At 35.9% G+C, this 18696-nt stretch carries 19 protein-coding genes and 1 pseudogene; 2 read left to right on the forward strand and 18 right to left on the reverse strand.

Features of this window, described 5'->3' with window-relative positions:
• Window positions 1–75 precede the first annotated feature (75 nt).
• Together AC27VX_RS00560 and AC27VX_RS00565 are read right to left on the reverse strand one after the other, a co-directional pair.
• A complete protein-coding gene (locus AC27VX_RS00560) occupies window positions 76–390 on the reverse strand; it encodes a hypothetical protein (RefSeq protein WP_300691782.1) in 315 nt (104 codons plus the stop codon).
• Between the two features lie 233 nt (window positions 391–623).
• A complete protein-coding gene (locus tag AC27VX_RS00565; RefSeq protein WP_300691779.1) occupies window positions 624–1523 on the reverse strand; it encodes a GLPGLI family protein in 900 nt (299 codons plus the stop codon).
• Window positions 1524–1703: 180 nt separating this feature from the next.
• Between AC27VX_RS00565 and AC27VX_RS00570 the strand changes: the two genes are divergently transcribed.
• Complete coding sequence (locus AC27VX_RS00570) at window positions 1704–2201, forward strand: DinB family protein (RefSeq protein WP_300691777.1); 498 nt, start codon at window positions 1704–1706, stop codon at window positions 2199–2201.
• A 51-nt stretch (window positions 2202–2252) separates the two neighbouring features.
• Here AC27VX_RS00570 and AC27VX_RS00575 read toward each other — a convergent pair whose 3' ends face one another.
• On the reverse strand, window positions 2253–4964 hold the full coding sequence (locus AC27VX_RS00575) for a hypothetical protein (RefSeq protein WP_488693347.1): 2712 nt from the start codon (window positions 4962–4964) through the stop codon (window positions 2253–2255).
• A gap of 664 nt (window positions 4965–5628) precedes the next feature.
• Between AC27VX_RS00575 and AC27VX_RS00580 the strand changes: the two genes are divergently transcribed.
• On the forward strand, window positions 5629–6510 hold the full coding sequence (locus AC27VX_RS00580; protein ID WP_236856662.1) for a cupin-like domain-containing protein: 882 nt from the start codon (window positions 5629–5631) through the stop codon (window positions 6508–6510).
• Window positions 6511–6565: 55 nt separating this feature from the next.
• Here the strand turns inward: AC27VX_RS00580 and AC27VX_RS00585 are convergent, their stop codons facing one another.
• The 15 genes and pseudogenes from AC27VX_RS00585 to ybiA form a co-directional block, all read right to left on the reverse strand.
• The gene (locus AC27VX_RS00585) at window positions 6566–8290 is read right to left on the reverse strand and encodes a M14 family metallopeptidase (RefSeq protein WP_488693349.1); all 1725 of its coding nucleotides are present in this window, start codon (window positions 8288–8290) and stop codon (window positions 6566–6568) included.
• A gap of 176 nt (window positions 8291–8466) precedes the next feature.
• The gene (locus AC27VX_RS00590; protein WP_488693351.1) at window positions 8467–9198 is read right to left on the reverse strand and encodes a metallophosphoesterase family protein; all 732 of its coding nucleotides are present in this window, start codon (window positions 9196–9198) and stop codon (window positions 8467–8469) included.
• A 50-nt stretch (window positions 9199–9248) separates the two neighbouring features.
• Window positions 9249–9791: an RNA 2'-phosphotransferase gene (locus AC27VX_RS00595; RefSeq protein WP_300691768.1), complete on the reverse strand. Its 543-nt coding sequence runs from the start codon at window positions 9789–9791 to the stop codon at window positions 9249–9251.
• A 13-nt stretch (window positions 9792–9804) separates the two neighbouring features.
• Window positions 9805–10284, reverse strand: a complete 480-nt coding sequence (locus AC27VX_RS00600) for a hypothetical protein (protein WP_488693353.1) — start codon at window positions 10282–10284, stop codon at window positions 9805–9807.
• A 2-nt stretch (window positions 10285–10286) separates the two neighbouring features.
• Window positions 10287–11228 (reverse strand): annotated as a pseudogene (locus AC27VX_RS00605) (ADP-ribosylglycohydrolase family protein).
• The gene (locus AC27VX_RS00610) at window positions 11228–11914 is read right to left on the reverse strand and encodes an SIR2 family NAD-dependent protein deacylase (RefSeq protein ID WP_488693355.1); all 687 of its coding nucleotides are present in this window, start codon (window positions 11912–11914) and stop codon (window positions 11228–11230) included. The pseudogene AC27VX_RS00605 and the gene AC27VX_RS00610 overlap by 1 nt, the downstream one beginning before the upstream one ends.
• A gap of 84 nt (window positions 11915–11998) precedes the next feature.
• Window positions 11999–12505: an O-acetyl-ADP-ribose deacetylase gene (locus tag AC27VX_RS00615; RefSeq protein ID WP_488693357.1), complete on the reverse strand. Its 507-nt coding sequence runs from the start codon at window positions 12503–12505 to the stop codon at window positions 11999–12001.
• Window positions 12495–13406 carry an ADP-ribosylglycohydrolase family protein gene (locus AC27VX_RS00620; protein ID WP_488693359.1) on the reverse strand — a complete coding sequence of 304 codons (912 nt, stop codon included), beginning with the start codon at window positions 13404–13406 and terminating at the stop codon, window positions 12495–12497. The genes AC27VX_RS00615 and AC27VX_RS00620 overlap by 11 nt, the downstream gene beginning before the upstream one ends.
• Complete coding sequence (locus AC27VX_RS00625) at window positions 13403–14635, reverse strand: TIGR02452 family protein (RefSeq protein WP_488693361.1); 1233 nt, start codon at window positions 14633–14635, stop codon at window positions 13403–13405. Before AC27VX_RS00625 ends, AC27VX_RS00620 begins: the two co-directional genes overlap by 4 nt.
• Before the next feature lie 10 nt (window positions 14636–14645).
• Window positions 14646–15116 (reverse strand): macro domain-containing protein, encoded by a 471-nt coding sequence (locus AC27VX_RS00630; RefSeq protein WP_236856672.1) that lies wholly within the window; start codon window positions 15114–15116, stop codon window positions 14646–14648.
• 67 nt (window positions 15117–15183) lie between these two features.
• Window positions 15184–16254, reverse strand: coding sequence for an adenylosuccinate synthetase (locus AC27VX_RS00635; RefSeq protein WP_488693363.1), 1071 nt, complete (start codon window positions 16252–16254; stop codon window positions 15184–15186).
• Between the two features lie 2 nt (window positions 16255–16256).
• Entirely contained in the window at window positions 16257–17111 is an 855-nt protein-coding gene (locus AC27VX_RS00640; RefSeq protein ID WP_488693365.1) for a hypothetical protein, read from the reverse strand.
• Between the two features lie 2 nt (window positions 17112–17113).
• Window positions 17114–17449: a hypothetical protein gene (locus AC27VX_RS00645; RefSeq protein ID WP_488693367.1), complete on the reverse strand. Its 336-nt coding sequence runs from the start codon at window positions 17447–17449 to the stop codon at window positions 17114–17116.
• A 49-nt stretch (window positions 17450–17498) separates the two neighbouring features.
• Window positions 17499–17909 (reverse strand): hypothetical protein, encoded by a 411-nt coding sequence (locus AC27VX_RS00650; RefSeq protein WP_488693369.1) that lies wholly within the window; start codon window positions 17907–17909, stop codon window positions 17499–17501.
• A gap of 22 nt (window positions 17910–17931) precedes the next feature.
• Complete coding sequence (ybiA, locus tag AC27VX_RS00655; RefSeq protein ID WP_488693371.1) at window positions 17932–18474, reverse strand: riboflavin biosynthesis intermediates N-glycosidase; 543 nt, start codon at window positions 18472–18474, stop codon at window positions 17932–17934.
• Window positions 18475–18696: the final 222 nt, after the last annotated feature.

The following is an 18696-nucleotide window of genomic DNA, read 5'->3' on the forward strand; positions in this document are numbered from 1 at the left end:
ATTTAAATTTAATCTAAATAACAAGGTTCAGAAAGAAAACTTCCTGAACCTTATAATTTTTAAATATTTAGTTAATTAAAAAACTCCAAAACTAGCCATACAGCTACCTGTTGCCACTGCCTCAGCAAAGCCTTCAGCAGTAGGAATCCCCATGGATAGATACATTAAGGAAATAGACATTGAATTGTTGAAAACACATTCCTGAAAAGGATTCATTATCTTTGCTTTTGCAATTTTTATTACCACTTTTTCTTCTTGCTGAATTGTTTTTTTTGCAATTAAAACTTTTCGTTCTTGTTTGGGAAAAATTGTTTTAACTTTTGGCTCTTCAGCTTTTGCAAATGACATTGCAGATGTTGTTAATAACAACGTGAAAATGATTTTTTTCATTATAATAATATTTTAATTTGTTATAAAACAAACATATAATGAAAAGTAACAGAATCAAATTTTTGTTATTTAAATTTAAAAAACAAGTGCTTAATCTAAAATATCATTTCAAATTAGAGTTTATTTTCAACACTTTCTAGTTATTAAAAGAACATTTTTAACAAAAAGAAATCAACCCAAACACATTACTGTATCTGGGTTGATTCAAAATATAATTTAGTTGATATGAATGTTTATTTTTTCTTTTTGTCCGTATTCTGATCTTTCTCAATCGGATTATCGTTAGAACCAAAGAAGTCTTTTACCTGTTTTTCCAGTCTTTTCATAAAGTCCCCCACTGTTCCGTCTGTTCCAGGCATAGGTCTGCTCATGTTTTCTGCTGTCATATAAGGTCTGGATTCTGCAAAAGGATCTGCTTTGTATCCCTCATAAGACTTTAAAAACTTTTCCTTTGTTGTTGGTGTTATTGTTGTACTCATCATTCCCATTTTGGCATTGATTTTATCAGCATAAGATAATTCGTCATAATTTTCGATTTTCTTATTCCCACTTAACTGCCATGAGTAATTTTTATCAGCATCTTCAATTTTTACGATTAGCCCTGGAAGCCCTTTGAATTTATAAGGACCATCCTGAAATGGAATGTCTGAACTGAACCATGCTGTCCATTTTCTTCCTCCAAATTCGGTAGTTGCTTTCTGAGCGTTGTATTCTCCAATTTTTTGCTTTTCCGGCAAAATGCTCCACTGCAGTTTCGGATCATCTTCATAAGAGAATAGGTTTCTGCTGATTCTATCTACATATTGAACTTTCATGTCCGGATAAGTTTTGATAATTTTATATGAAAACTTCGGCCATCTAATCAGCTTGCTCATATCTTTAAAAGTCTTTGTCTTCTCCATTTCATCTATCTGAATTTTAATGATAGAATCCTGAGCAGGCATTGTATAGTCCTGATAAATTGATTTTTTTGGAGTTATGTCCAAAATAGTGATAATCTTATCCAGCTTTGCAGAATCTTTCTTCGGCTTGAAAGTCAATTCATAAAAGAAACGGTTTGCGGTTTCTTTGGATTCCTGAGCTCCTGCAAATGCAAAAAGAGCGATAAGAAATACTGAGAATAGCTTTTTCATTGTATCAAAGTTTACATAATAAGTAATCATATTTGTTATTTTGTTACAATAATTTTTATTTTTTGTAGATTTTTTTTCATCAGTATTTAAATAATAATGTATCCTTCAAAAAATTATGATTTCGTTAAGCCATTTTCGAATCTAAAACGCTTACCTTTAGCTTTTTAAAAACAAAATATTATGGATACTTTATCTCAATTAAAATCCGAACTGGAGGGAGAATTCCAAACCACAAAAAAATTTATTGATCTTTACCCTGAAGGAAAAAATGATTACGCCCCTCATGAAAAGAGCATGAAAATGATGCCGCTTGCCACCCATCTTGTAGAAGTTTTTGAATGGCCCAATACCATTTTGAATACCTCGGAACTGGATTTTGCCATAGGAGGCTACAAACCTACAGTTCTTTCAACAAGGGAGGATCTGATTAAAAAACTGGATGACAGTTATCAGGCCGGTAAAGCTGCTTTAGAAAAGGCTACAGAAGATGAGCTGAACCCAAGCTGGACGATTAAAAATGATGGGCACGCACTGGCCAGCTGGAGTAAATACGGAGCGATCAGACATGCTTTAAATCAAATTACCCACCACAGAGCTCAGCTTGGAGTATATTACAGACTGAACAATATTCCTTTACCGGGAAGTTACGGTCCTTCTGCTGACCAGCAAAGCTTTTAATACATCATTATATCTCAACAAAAAACCAATCCCGAGGGATTGGTTTTTATTTTATTTAAAGTTGAATTTTACGGTAAACATTACCTGGCTTGGGCGGAGCTGGATTTTGGTGTATGTATTGGCTGTAGCGCTCACATCATACGTTTCAAAAACTTTTCTGTTCGCAATATTCATCCATTTTATTTCAAAATCGACTTTTTTCTTTGCCCATGAAAACTGATATGAAATATCGTAGAATGCATTATTATAACTTTGGTTTATATTACTGCTGTTCACCTGATCCCAGTTAAAACCTATTGTGTGGTTCTCTATCGGATAGAAATAGGCTGCAAGGTTGTGGGTATATCCGTTTCTTTTGCTTTTACCATTAAGCTCAGGAAGCAAACTGGTATTGGTTTGTTTGGTAAGTGAAATACTTGCATTATAATCAATACTCATCCAGCTGAAATAAGTATTATTCAGCTTAAACCCGTAAGACTGGGCATTATTTTCTCCTTCATAGGCTCCATCATTCTGATAAGCATCTGATCTTGAAGTATTATTACTATAGCTTACTGAAGCATTTGTTTTAAATTTTGGGAAATATTTTCCTACTTCTGCACTGTATACATTGCTTACAGCATGGTTGTCCTGTTCTATATAGCTTCCGATCATAAACCCGGAAGAATTCCTTGTAGGGTTGGACATTAGGTTTCTTTTGATGTCACTGAAGCGATAATTAACGTTAAAAAACAAATTATTAAGTGGATTTCTATATTCAAGCCTGACTCCCGTAGATTTTGTGTTACTCTGTGGAATCGGATTATCTGGGCTCATCACATTGATTCCATTTGGAGACTGCATAAGGTAACCTGCATATGCTGTATTCACATCACCAAAATTATTGCTTATGTTCCCATTCGCGGAAGCTTTCCAAAATGAAGCAAATGAGTACTGTACAAAAGCATTAGGTTCAAAAGTAACTTTATTCACCGATTTGTCAACGTTTCTCAAAGGATCATCTGCCTTAATATTATTGGAATTTACAGGAAGATTAGCAAATAACATCCACGATTCGCTTTTATAGTTCACTCCTACACTTCCATAAGGTGAAGCTATAGAATAGGTGAGATCATTGTAATAAGCATCCCCATATCCAAAATACTTTCCGGCCTGCAGATTAATCAACGCAGAATTAAGAGTGGTTGTCTTATAATTAAAACCTACTTCCGGGGTAAATGTCCATCCTTTAGCAGAAAAGCCAATATTGGCAGAATGATTAGCTTCGAAAGTTTTAAGTCCGAACTTCTGTCTTACAGTTTCTGCTTTAAATCCTGGCATAAAACCCGGAATTTCCAGATAAGAAGCAGGCGTAACATCTAAAGTCTGTTTATCATTCTGATAATTGATAAATGATTTAACATTCACCATTTTTTCTTTCCACGGAATTATTGTACTCAACGAGTTCTGGAACGACGAAGTAGGAGATTCTACAGCCTCCTCACCATGTCTGCTAGATGTATTTGACGATGTACTCGTTCTGTCTGCCAACGCTCTGTCTGCATTCCAGAATTGAGAGAAACTGGTGGTATTTTTAAAGAACCCTTTTTTAGCATTCTTTGTAAAGATCAATTCTCCTTTTGCTTTATCTGTATAAAAGTTATTCAAAACATTCTGAATGACAGTAGAAGCAGGCGTATCAGGTGTTGCAAAATAATCCGTTTGTTTATAACTTTCCCTGCTTACTGCATTATTGGTATAGTTGGCACTCGCTTTTAATTCCCACTCCTTCTTCTTATCGATATTAACTAAATAATTGGCTGATAAATAATGAACATTATTCATTAAATATCTCTTGACAGGAAGATCAGGAGTACTTGCATTTTCTACACTCAGCCAGTTATTTTGACCGGCATTGATTCTTCTTCCTTCCCATGAACTTCCAAAGGCAAGAATATTTCCTTCATTTTCTACCTGCTCGCCCATATTATTGGTTTTGTAGTTGACCACCCACTGACTTTTCTGTCCAAAAAACATAGGGGTAAGCTTAACATTCCAAAGCCATGGATCTCCGAAACCGGTTCCTACTTCTCCCCTACCTGTCATGGTAACAGAGTTTTTAAGCTTGATATTAATAGCTGCCTGATCAGAAGGAACCTTGTCCTGAAGTATTTTTACGGGCTGGTGGTTTTCAAGAACCTCTACTTTTTGGACGGCATCTTTGGGAAGAGAATTATTTATGGTACCATATCCTCCTTCCATAAGGTCTTTTCCGTTGACGTAGAATTTATTAATTGCATTTCCCTGATAAAGAATTGTTCCGTCATTGTTCACTTCAATACCCGGAATCTTTTTCATCACATCTGCCAGTGTCCTGTCGTTTTTACTGTTGAATGCCTTAAGATCATAAGAGATGGTATCTCCTCTTGCGGTGATCATCTTTGTTTTTAACTGTACTTCTTTAATTTCTGTAGCTTCAGACTGCATTTTAAAATTCAGAGTCTGGTCAATATTGCTGATTTGTTTGGTAAGGGGTTTCTGATTGAATGCTTTTACCTTAAGGTCTACATTACTCTCTCCGGAAGTAAAAGTTACTTTGTACTCTCCTTTAGAATTGGTAATTGCATAGGCAAGTATGGCATCTTTACCGGGCTCTTCAATTGTAACACTGGCACTTGGTACTGCTACCCCGTCGTCGTCAGTGATCTTTCCTGAAACCGTCTTCTGTGCGAAAGTAAGCACAGTAAAAAAAAGCATCAGAAATAAAGAAATATTTTTTTTCATACTTATTATTTGCTCAATTAGTTAGTCTTTATGATAATTCGTTACACTTCTTTTAAAGATCTCTTTTATTACAAAAAGTTAAATCTATATCACTACGAAAATAGTTATATTTTTCATATGTCGAAAATTTTACTCAATTTATTAGAATGAATCGCTTATTAGCAATTCATAAGTAAGAATTATTAAAATAAATTTTGAATTACCACATAAAAATAAAATTGATCAATAAGCTCATTTTTATCATTTTTGTTCTATTTACAAAAATTAATATTATAGTAGCAAAACGAATCAAAATTCTCAAGTCTTAATATTAAAATTTACATATAAACATATATCCCTACATGAAGAACTAAAACAGCTCATTGATTCTCATTTTCAAATTTTATCAACTTCCAAGTGATTTTATCTATTTAATAGAAATATAATATTTATGGTTATTTCAATTATTCCAGCTGCAATAACTATTAACTGTCCTACAGGTATATTTTAAAGTGTTTCATTCTCATTTATTCAAAGAATAGTAAAAAACTAATTAACCAATACAAACACCTATGTTTTTATTTAGACTAAATAATAAAATTGAGTTAGAATCATGAGTTAAAAAAATCATTAACCTTCATTTGTAAATATTAATTTAATAATTTTGTAATATAAATTTATTAAAATGGGAATAATTTTAAAGCCTATAGATGTTGTAGATGACATTTCTAAAGAAGAATTCTACGAAAAATATCTAAAGCCAAGAAGGCCCGTTGTCATCAAAAATATGGCAAAAAACTGGCCTGCATATCAAAAATGGACGATGGAATATATGAAGGAGGTTGTAGGAGAAGTGGAAGTCCCTTTATATGACAGCTCAAAAGCAGACCCTTCTGCCCCCATCAATTCTTCTGCTGCAAAAATGAAGTTCGCAGACTATATAGACCTTATACAGCGCGAGCCTACCGATCTAAGAATATTCCTTTTTGATCCCATAAAATACGCTCCAAAACTTTTGGAAGATTATATTTCTCCTAAAAAACTGATGGGAGGTTTCCTTGATAAATACCCCAATATGTTCTTTGGCGGAAAGGGATCTGTAACTTTCCTTCACTTTGATATCGATATGGCCCATATTTTTCACACGCATTTCAATGGAAGGAAACATATCCTTCTATTTGATTATAAATGGAAAGAAAGACTGTACCAGATTCCTTATGCGACTTATGCATTGGAAGATTATGATATCGAAAATCCCGACTTTACAAAATTCCCAGCCCTCGATGGCGTAGAAGGTATTGAGTGTTTCCTTGAACATGGGGATACTTTGTTTATGCCTACAGGATGGTGGCACTGGATGAAGTATCTGGACGGAAGTTTTTCTATTTCTCTAAGAGCGTGGGACAAATCATGGGCAGTAAAGGCACATTCTCTGTGGAACCTTACTGTACAGCGAAAGTTCGATGACATTATGAAGTCGAATTTCAAAAAGAAATATATGGACTGGAAAGAAAAACTTGCTTTTAGAAGAGCCGAAATCGCCTTGAAAAGAGGTTTACCAAAATAACAAAAAGACGTTTCGAGTGAAACGTCTTTTTGTTTACAATCTATTTGTCAACTATTTACAAGACTCTATAGACAGGATACTGTCTGAATGTTTTCTCTTCAAAATAAGGAGAATGTTTATACACCCAATCCAATTGTGCTTCCCCGTCTTCTGAAAGTTTTTTATCTGAAGTTTTAGCAGCCTCGAAATCTTGTCTCAGTTTTTTATCATTTTTCAAAAGCTCTGCTGCGGTATCTTCAAAAATGTATGCAGAGTAGTATTCTTTCTGAGCTAAGATTCCGTCAAAGAAATTCCAGTTGAAAAAAGAGTCTAATGCTTCAGGTTCAAGTGTTTCTATGATATATTTTACCCCTGCCTGGCTGGTAGAAATCAAATAGTCTCCTGCTGAGAACGTATGGTTCTTTTTCATTGACTCTACTGAAGTATCAGAATGAAGGTAATGCCCTTCATATGGATTTTTAACAGTTTTAAAATCTTTAATTTTATAGGATTCGACTGCAAAGGTGCTGTCCTTCTGAATAGGTTTCATTTGAATTCCGTTTCTCTTAAACTCTTCAATAACACGGCATTGAGACTGCGGAATTACATAGTATTTAGGAATGGTAATATATCCTGTAGGAACAGCTGTTGTAAAAAGCTTTATTTTTTTAGTAAAAGGTTTGTTTCTGTCATAATACAGCCTCAGCTTTCCTGAAACTTCACTGGGTTTATATTTTCCTTCGTACCCTTTAAAATCCATGGAAGAAAATTTAGTAGAATCTATTTTCCACCGGATTCCGTATTGCTTTCCGGCTTGATACTGTTTTAAATTTTCAAGGCGAAGCTGCTTTATTTTATGATAATCCTTGTCTAAATTCTGAAGATTTACTAACATATACTTATAAGTAGCGTCTACTCTTTTGTCATAAGGTTTCAGCATATGGGTCTCGGGAACGGTTCCTAAAGAATTGAAGAGTGTCGTATATCCTGTAGAGTATCTCGGAGAATCTTCGAAGGCTGCAAAACCAACTTCGGGTACATCACCATGAATGTTTACGTAGGGCGTACTTTCGTAACCCAGTTTCTTCATATCATCAAGATTTTTAGCCTGATAGTCATTATAGAAATAAGAACCTAAAATATTTCCCAGCCGTTCTTTGAAGGTAGAGATATAGGTAAATGTATATTGATAGTCTGCTCCGTTGCTGACATGGTTATCAATAAATACATCAGGCTTCAGCCACTGATAAATTTCCTGGAAGCTTCGGGCATTTTTAGAATCAGCTTTTATAAAGTCTCTGTTCAGGTCATAGTTCCTTGTATTTCCTCTGAAGCCATATTCTTCAGGTCCATTTTGGTTGGCCCGCGAATAAGAACCTCTGTTCAGCATTCCGCTTATATTATATGCAGAAATAGCGGCAATAATGAAGTTTTGAGGAGTTTTGATTTTCTTAACAGCCAGATCCCGCATCAGCATCATCGTTGCATCAATTCCATCCGGTTCTCCCGGGTGAATTCCGTTATTAACAAAAAGAATGGCTTTATCTTTTCTTAATTTTTCAAGATCTTTTTCAGGGAAAGGGTTATAAACAACTACATAAATAGGTTTTCCGTTGTCATCTTCACCTCTTTTAAGATATTGAATTTCAGGAAATTTTTTAGACAGATTCTGATAATAGGTATTCATTTCATCATAGGTAACGGTCTGATTTCCGTTTCCTTTTTCAAAAGGGGTCTGAAGTGAATTTTGGGCGAAAATAAATGTGGAGCTTATAAAAAGCAGGAGGTATTTCAGTTTCATTGTGGACATATTTCACGATTTAAAATTAGTCAATATGAAGCTTCCAAAAAAACAAAATGCTAAAAAGACTGAATTTATTATGTTAAATCAGAAACATCACAGGTTTTGAAAACCTGTGATGTTTGACGGGTAAACAATTTATATATCCCGAAATTCATCTATTTCTCTTTCTTATACTATCTGTTTCTTCCTTTTTCATGAGGATACAAGAGTGGCAGCGGATCGCTTTGCCAGAATTCTTTGGTTTCAATATCCATGATGGATAAAGCTCCAGTAAAGGCGGCTCCGGTATCTATATTCCAGATATTGGCCTTATTGACCGGTGTTTTGATCCCAAGATATAATGTTGGGGTATGCCCAATGAATATTTCTTTATATAAAAGCAGTCTTTTAGGATATAATTCTGAATTTCTTTTCAGATTTTTATCCATTGCAACAGCAGTTTCCCAAAGGGTTCTGTCCCAATGGTAATTACTGGAGTAGACTTCTTTTTCGGGTCCATGCATGGAGGAGTATCCTGCGTGAATAAACAAGCGGTTCTGATCATCAACGTAGTAGTTTTTCATTATTTGAAAGAATTCAAGATGGTTTTCCAAATCTTTCGGGGAATAATCTTTATAGCTTTGTATTGTACTTTTTCCGCCATTGAAAAGCCATACTTCCGGAGCGTTCCCGAAAGCAAGCCAATCTTCACACCATGCATCATGATTTCCCTTGATGAAAATACATTCCTGATTTTGAGAAAGCTCTATTAGAAACTGAATAATCCGGGAGGATTCACTCCAGCCGTCTACATAGTCTCCAAGGAAAATCAATGTATCATTAGGAGTAACCTCAGCGCGTTCAAAAATCTGCTGCAATGCCCTAAATCCACCGTGAATATCTCCTATTACTAATGTTCTGCTCATTAAATTTCTCTTTATTAACGTCTACTACTTTTTTATCAGGCTCTTCAGCATTATTTTGAAATATACTGTGCATCTACAAAATCTGTCAGCCAGACTCCGTTTGCTGAAAGATAAAACACGACCCCTTCTTCATACATCTTCCCTGTTCTGATTGTCAGAATAACAGGTTTACCGTGTCTCATTCCCACCTTTGTAGCAGTCTCTTTATCAGCACTTAAGTGTACGTGCTGACGGGTCCTTTTTTCAATTCCTTTTTCTAAAATAGAGGGTATATTAGCTTCAGCCGTTCCGTGATACAAAAAATCAGGAGGCTGCACACCTTCCAGCGAAAGATCTATATTAATAGAATGTCCCTGGCTTGCACGGATTTGGGTTTTATCTTCGCTAAAAGCAAAACGTTTTTTATTATTAGTTTCTACTACCTCATCTAATTCTTCGGGAGTAAAATATATTCTCTTTTGGGCTGATTTTGCTCTCAGCTCTTCTACATCTGCCCAGCCATTTTCATCTAATTTCAGACCGATTGTTTCCGGCTGATGGCGTAAGATCAGGCTTAAAAATTTACTTATTTTTTTCTTTTCTATTTCGTTCATGGTTATGTTTTAATTAGCAATTATAAAATTCTGGAGAAAAAGTTACTTCAAACCCCATCATTTCCGTTATTCTATCTGCGTACTTATCAAAATCACGAATAACTGGAGAAATTGAAAGCATCAAAATTTTATTGTTCGGTAGGCAAATAAAAAAACTAGCATCACCCGGTCCCTTTCCGGGAAGCATATTTTGAATTTCTATTCCTTTTACCTCATGTAAAGGAACTAATAAAGTTCTATTATAAGTTGAAAAACCTAACATGCCGTTTTTCTCATCCACCCAAAATAAAGTATTATTATTTAAAAAGGCCAATACTTCAGGTGGCGTTTTAAATAAGTACTTTGTAGCGTTGTAAATCTTCTTGTTTCCCATGTCTACATATTTATCTATTTTGATTTTCCCTTTATATTCCTTCAAGGGCTCTTCAGCAATAGATCCTTCTTTTTTTGGTCTGCAAAATAAATTTGAGAGCATTCTTATCAAGGTTTTCACTATTATATAAAATATTTATTTTCTAATCGTGTACAAAGGTTTTCAATATCCTCCTTTCTTACCAGCTCATCAACCCATCGCTGAGGAATATTTTCAAATCCATAATAAATTCCGGCAATTCCTCCGGTAATCGCTCCATTAGTATCAGTATCCTCACCCAGATTAACGGCCTTCAAAACGGCTTCTGAATAACTTCCTGAGTTTAAAAAGCACCATAAAGAAGCTTCTAAACTATAGAGGACATAGCCCCGGCTTTTAATCTCATCTTCAGAATAACCTGAAATATCGTTCTTTAAAATTCTATGAAAAAGCTCGATCTATTTTGGGTTAAAACCTTGATATTCTGAATATTCCAAAGCTATATTTTGCATATGAGAATAGGCTTCTTTTTTATCTTTTCCTTTAATCAGCTGAATAGCAAAAATCACATACATGAAACAGGCAAAAACGGAACGGAAATGCCCATGGGTGATGCTGGAAACCTCTTTTACGGTAAGATATAACTTTTGAATATCTTCTTCATTTTCAAGGTAAAAAGCAAGAGGAAGAGTCCTCATGAGAGAACCATTCCCGTTATCTTCTTCAAAAATATTTCCTGAAAATCTGGCACTTTCTCCTTTAATCAGTCTTGCAACGGAATGCCTTGTAGTACCGCCAATATCGAAAAGCCTTCCGTGAGCGGTCCAGTGTCCGTATTTCACCCATTTTACAAAGCTTGCTCCTATCTTTTCCAGATCATACCCTTTTGTGAGCTCTTCTGTAAGGCAAAGGGTCATAGAGCTGTCATCACTCCATGTGCCCTTAGGCTGATTCCAGGACATATAATCCAGCATTGTGGTAACCGGATTTCTTTTCAGATCTTCTCTTTTTTTAAATTCTACCGGAACGCCTAGTGCATCGCCAATGCAGACTCCCATAATACCGGCTTTGACTTTATTTTCCATTATGCAAGGTTTACCAGTTTGTCAAATAAAAGTTTCATTCCCTTTGTTGCGGGTTCTTTCATCACAACGGCTCTCTGCCCGTATCCGAAGCCTGTTTCGTTAGGATTGATAACGATTAAGAGACAGTCATCTTTGATCTCATGAATCAATCCTGCTGCAGGATATACTTGTAGAGAAGTTCCGACTACCAGTAAAATATCCGAATTTTTTACGATATCTTTTGACGTCTGATATAAAGGAACATCTTCTCCGAACCAAACGATAAAAGGTCTCAATTGGGCTCCATCTTCAGCCTTATCTCCTATATTAATATCGCCTTTTTGCTCATAGATCAATCCTTTATTATTACAAGAGCAGGATTTGAACAGCTCACCATGGATATGAATGATATTAGTGGAACCTGCTCTTTCATGAAGATCATCGATATTCTGGGTAATAATCTGTACTTCGAAATGTTTTTCCAACTCTGCCAATAAATGGTGGGCTTCGTTAGGCTGTACTTCATGCAGCTGTCGTCTTCGCTGGTTATAAAATTCCAGAACCAACGCTCTGTCTTTTCTCCATCCTTCCGGACTTGCCACATCTGTTACGTTATGATTTTCCCAAAGACCGTCTCCGTCTCTGAATGTTTGTATTCCGCTTTCTGCGCTTATCCCAGCACCGCTTAATATGGTTAATTTTTTCATTGGTTTTTAATTTTTTTTTTCGGGCAGCGGCCATTTGTTTTGTCATGACTATCCCAATATTTTTGTTCGTAAGATTGCCAAAACCTACTCTAAAAGCTTTTTATAAATATCTTCGTTTTCATCGTCAAAACATACAAAAATAGCCTTTTCTATAACTTCTGATTTAAATTTTCTGACCACATCAACAGCAATTTTTCCTGCCAGTTCTTTTGGAAACTTATAAACGCCTGTACTGATATTTGGAAAGACAATAGTTTTTATGCCATGGCTTTCTGCCAGTTTTAAAGAATTAACATAACAGTTTGCCAAAAGCCTCGAGCATCTTTCTTCATCATTATTCCAAACCGGGCCAACCGTATGAATAACATATTTCGCAGGAAGATTTCCGGCAGTAGTGATGACCGCTTCTCCTGTAGGGCATTTACCCTGGCGGTTTCTGATTGCCCTGCACTCTTCCAATATTTTTGGTCCTCCGGCTCTATGAATGGCACCATCTACGCCTCCGCCCCCAAGCAAGGATGAATTGGCTGCATTGACAATAGCGTCAGCATGAATTTTTGTAATATCTGCTTTTATTAATTCAATGTTCATAAAATGGGCTTTTTTTCCAGTTTTCTACCTTTTTTGTCCAAATAGGAATTGTATTTTCATCACCGTATAAAATGCTTACTGCTCCTGCCATGGCGCAGGTTGTGTCTCTGTCTCCTAATGCCGAAACCGTATTCCAAAGGCATTCTTCAAAGTCTGTTCTATATCTTGACAGCATCCATATGACAAGCGGTACGGTATCCTGTGCTGTCATTTTTATGCCGTTTCCAAGTGTTTTTGTCAAGAACTCAATACTTGGGTTTCCTTGCAAATAAAGAGCTTTATTCAGCTTACTTTTCATATCAGAATCATTCAATTCATTTTGAATTTTGTGGATGAAATCTTGCTGGTCAAGCTTTATCATTCCTAACGTTTCCTGAACAGCAAAGGCTGCTGCAAGGGCAATAGCTTTTGTGCCTTCTATCGCTTCTTTATTAGCATGGGTCACCTCACAGGAAAGTTCTGAATTATTTTTAATTTTTTCAAGATCATCATAGAAATAAGCACCGATGACTGAAGCTCTCATTGCTCCGCCATTTCCCATGGATCCCTGTCCTTCAAACTTCGCATAAGAAACCTCTTTCCAGCTTTCGCCAGTATTCAATGCTCTGAAATATTGATGCATAGAAGGTCCATATCCTCTTCTGATATCCCGGTAATAGTTTTTTGTAAACTCCTCTGCCAGACAATCCTGCTTGATTTCCCCACATTTTTCCAAAGACCTGAAAATAGCAATTGACATAATGGTATCATCGGTAAAATCCAAAGAACTTTCAGGAAGAATTCTTTGATGAATATGAGTCTTCATCAAACTTTCTTCTCCAAAAAAGCTTTCTCCAAATGCATCTCCAATGGAGAGACCAAGCAATGATTTTTCTGCAAAAAAGAGTTTATCCGGTTTCATTGTATTTCTTCAAACGGCATCAGCATTTCTTCTTTTTTGGTAAGAATTGCGAAGACCACTCTTTTAAATTTATTTTTATACTTCCCTTTGAGATATTTTCTGAATAATTCAGCAATTTCTTTTGGGTCATTTTTAAAAACTCCACAGCCCCAGGCTCCCAAAATCAAAGTTTCATTTCCCTGATCCAGGGCTAATGCCAGCATTTTATCGGTTCTGATATCCATGGCTCCAAAAATTTCATGAGCTCTTTCCGGTTCCTGACGTTTTACGACCCCTGCATTCACTGCCGGAGAGGTGATGAAATTACAAAAAACAGGTTTTGGCAGCAATTCTCCTTTATCTTTTCTGAACACAGGAACTTTCGGGCTGTAGATCATGGTATCGGTATAAAAACAGGATTCCATGGCTCTGTGGATGGTGTAGTACTCCCAACCCTGAAGTAGGCTTTCGTGCAACCCCGAGGTTCTTGCAAGGCTTTCTTCCTGAGCTTCTGCGCCATTGATAAAACCTCCTCCCGGATTTTTTGCAGAGGCAAAATTCAGGCACATGATCTTTTCCTGGTTTTCTTCTCCAGACAGTTTTAATATGGCTTTTAAAGAACTGCATATCCACACTTCAAATTGGGTTTCAAAATCGTTGTTTCCAAGAGGTTTATCTGCAAGTTCAGAAAGTTCTTCTGGCGAAAACAAAACAGTTCCTTTCTTGCTGGTTTCCAGTTCGTTTTCTATATTTATTTGCTCGTTTTGCTCGTTTATATAATATTTTCTGGCAAGGATCTCTAAGGTATCTTTTGCCATTCCTTTATTGGTCATCGTTAGTTTTTTTATGTTTAATAATAGTTTTTCTACCTCATCATTTGCGGGTTTTTTGAAGTCTTTTCCTATAAATACTTTTATAACTTCAATATTTCCTAGAATAGCTTTATTAAATGTTTCCAGCTCTTCTGAGGGAACCCACAGTTCATTGTGATTTTTCGCTCCTACGTTCTGTGCAGGATATTTATTGATTTCACTTTCCAACACTTTAAATCTGGTTACAAAACCAAGGTAATTTCCTGCTTCATCTCTTGTATTCCACTTTTCTGCAATTTCTGAGGCATAATCTTCATCTAAAACGGGATAAAAAATGGGCTGCCATTCCAATCTTGGAGGAAATCTTTTAAATCCACTTTCTATAATCAAGATCATTTCTTTTTCTCCTACCGGTCTATATAATGTTTTTGTTTTCATAACTTCAGTTTTACCCAAAATCATACACATATACTTCCACATCATTTGCAAGTAATGTTCTTTCAATAATAGGTTCTATTTCTTCCCATTTTCCTCCCGCCAGACCACATCCGATTCTCGGCATATGCACTGAAGCGTTCTGTTGTGAAGCTTCATAACTGAGTTTCAATAGACATTCTTCAACGGCCTCATATCGGATAGGCGGAACACTTGAATGGGTTATAATTTTATGCTGAGCAATCATATTGCAGACCCAGATATCTTCTTCTGTGTGAACAATCTGGATTTCTCCAAGGCTAAAATTCTCTCTGTTTTTAAACCATTCGCGGTATTTCTGTTCCGGCTGCTTCCATCTTTTTGAAATGGCCGTTACAAAACCTTTTCCCCAACCTCCTATATCGTTACAGATATGAGCAATTATTTTATTTCCTTCAGCATGAGGAAGGGTTGCATCTCCTTTTATATATTGTATTGTTTTCATGGTTATTTTTTCTGTCATTAAATATAAAATGAATGCTTTTATCCTTCGGCTATTCTCTCATTAAGAATTAGTAAATCTGCTTAAAATCACTTGAGTATGGGGAATAAGATCCATAGACTGCATCCAATTTTATATTCAGATTTTCAATTTTACATTTTTCATCAATCTGGTCCATACAGGTGATGACAAGGTTTTTTTTTGCCGGCTCCCCGTAAGCACCATCCAATTTTAATGCATAATTCAAAAGTTTATAATCTAATTCACCCACCCTGAGCTCTTTCTGATATTCATTAAATGTACAGGTTTCCTCTTCATTATTTTTCAGAATGATCTCTTTTTCATTACTCATCCATCCGTTTCCATGGCGGGTGGCATAGCTTCTTGTCACATAATACATTTCGATATCTTCAATTTTTAAAAATCTGCAGATCTCAAATGCATTTCTTGAAGTGGTATTGGCGTAAGTAACATTCGGGAAAACTCCGTGATCCATATCCAGTAAAATACCCTGACTTCCTTCAAATATAAGATGATCAAATGAACTTAAATAGCTATAATCATCTATTTTTAAGTCTATTTTATCAATTGCTTCCAAAAAGTCATGCAAATACTCATTGATTTGGCTTTCTTCTGTAAAACCATAGTAATAAGCAATTCCTTTCAGCTTTTCTATCAACATTTCTCTTGGGGCAATCAGATCTATCGCAAACAGCTTATAGGGACTTTCCTGTCTTTTCATTGTAGCTCCGACTCCTTTTCCGCAGGTACCGTGTTCGAGATTTCTGGCATTGGTTCTGTTTTGCCAGACGTCAAAAGGGGTTGTCACTTTTGCAAGCGGATGAATATGCAATTCAATATTTCCTCTTTTAGCCTCTAATTCTTCCTGTTCGTTAAGCAAAAACATCGGATGAATTGTACAGTGTTCGGTGAAGTAAGAAGGCAGGCCGCGAAGTGCACCACTTGCAAAGCTTGAATGAACATGTTTTCTGTTATCAATCATCACGGTATGTGCAGCCTGCTGGCCTCCGGAAAATCGGATAACAACAGCCTGAGGGGTTTGAGAAGCGAGAAAATCTGTGGTAATCCCTTTCCCTTCATCTCCAAAGCCAAGTCCTATCACTATTTGCGCCTTTTTCATTTTTAAAGCATTTGAAAGTTATCCAATCCATCTCTCTCTGATGTTCCGAAGGTCTGATTTTTAAATTTATCACAGATAATATCTTTAATCACATTCGGAATCTCTCTGTGGTCTTCTATTGATATACAGTTTCGCCCTAATAAATCTTTCCATCCCTGGTCTGCTCTGAGTGCCTGATCTGAATGTAAAACACTGATATGAAACACTTCGTATCTTTTCTTCGCTTCTTCCAGTAGTTCCTTGTGGGTGTAAGTCTGCTGTCCTTTACCCATAATTTCTCTGATAGCTGAAGCAGGAAGTGTTTTTAAGCAGGGCTCATCACCTACTGTGAACAGCAATCCTTTCTGCTGTCTTTTTTCAAAGGCATCTGTTCTGGTATGAAAAGCGGCAAAATACCAGGCTAAAAGATAGCTCTCTCCGGCATTTCCTCCGCCTCCGGATTCAATGTAAGTGCGGGTAAGCCACATATCCAGTTCTTCATCTCCGGATTCAAACTGCCCGACTTGTAAAGGATAGCCGTCACATTCATGATCTCCAATTCCTAAGAATAGTAAGGCCGGATCCGGGACCCCTCCCTGGATAATTCCTCCCATTAGTTTTGGCAGACCTTCTCTGATGAGTTCATGCGGAATATGCCCCATACTTCCTGTAACATCTAATCCTAAAATAATCGGAACAGAATTGGGATGAATTTCTGAATCTCTGGATTCCCTGAAGGAAATACCGTAAGGATTCATGGATTCGTGAGCTTTTCTTTTGGCATTCTGTGTGAAAATTTCACCTGCGGATTTTGTTCCGTATCCTTCTTTACTTGCTCTGTCGTAGCGAGCGTCCATATCATATCTTGTACTTCCCATAGCTAAAAATTTTTTCCAAATAAATATTCAAATCTTTTTCTGGTTACTTCAAGCTGAATATTCAGATTTCTGATTATTAATGATAATTCCATGTCTTTCTGAACAAATTCTTCGGGATTGAAATCCGCAAAAGTCAGACTGTTTCTGTCTAAAGGACTGATATCAATAAGTCCCTCCTGTTCGCGCTCCAATCTTTTTATTTTTAATTCAAGATCTTCAACCCTTCGCCTGTAAATCAATTCGGAATCTCCGCCGATGATCCTGGCTCGGTCTTCTCTTATCTGGTCATTATTCCTTTGTAATGATTCAATAAATCTTGGTTTTAATTCATTTTCCATAGATTTTATATTTTGTGTTACATATACGCAAAAATAAAATAGCATAGTTTTACAGCCTTATCTTCTGTAAGGCAAAACATTTTTCTACGTTCTTCCGCGTTCCACTAATCCTTTTTTCATCAGAATTAAAATCAGCAACTAAAAAGTGTGTATAGATTGAAATGGCATACTGATCTCTTTCTTGATCGAATTGAAAGCTTCCTGCCGTTTTCCAATGCCTGGCTTCGGTATTGAATGTATTGGCAAAATATCTTGGTCTTTTCCCCATGTGAAGTATTGTTACATTGGGTGTTTTATCTTTTAAAAATTCCATCATCAGAGTATCTGCGCCTGTAAAATCTCCTATTATAAATTCAGTACCTGAGAAGTCCAGCTCCTGCAAAGGTTTAAGATATAACTGATGAAAGTTTCCCCATGATAAGTTTCCATTTCCGAAAACATAAATCTTTTTTATCATCATTTTTTGTGTTTGGTGTGTGTTTTTACCTTCTCAATTCATCCCTTGCTTCCATCAGCGCAAATCCTAAAAGATTCTGACCATTCCACAGCAAAGGTTTTTCTGCTCTTTGGTCTGTTTCCAGCATTCCGATTCCCCATATTCTATCATAAGGACTGGTTTCTACTAGTACTTTATCTCCGGTAGACAATAGAAATTCTTTAAACTTTTTATTTTGCGAAAATTTTAAAAGATTTCCATTTTTTACAATCTGGTATTTATGCTCGTCCCAAAGCTTTGGATCAAAATTTTTTACTTTTCGCCCTAGAGTTTTTGCCTGATTGGGAGTCGCTGACTGTAAGATTTTCTCCAGTGTTTCATGATCATTAAACAATTTCGCTTTTCCAGCCATCATGTAATGTTCTGCAGTCTTATAAATGATATTATCCTCTTCAAACCTCACCGGAAACCATTGACTAAAACATGATTTGGTGATCTCATCTTTTACAGTATGCCCCCAGAAAAAGAGAAACTTGATTCTTTCTTTCTTTTGGAATCGCTCTTTAATATTTTGAATGGTGTATTTCATTATTGCGTTATTTTTACACAAATTTAAATGAATATCATTTTATCTGCCAAATTTATTTGCGTCTATTTTACACTAATAAATTTAAATAACTGATTATCAATAACAAAAATTTAATTATAAAATTGATGCCCGCTACCAATATTTATCATAAATGACACTTTTCAAATTGATTTTGGCTAAAGCCCATGGAATATTTTATAAAAAAACGGACTAAAGTCCGTT

The organism is Chryseobacterium sp. 14P4.3.2, from assembly GCF_057799275.1.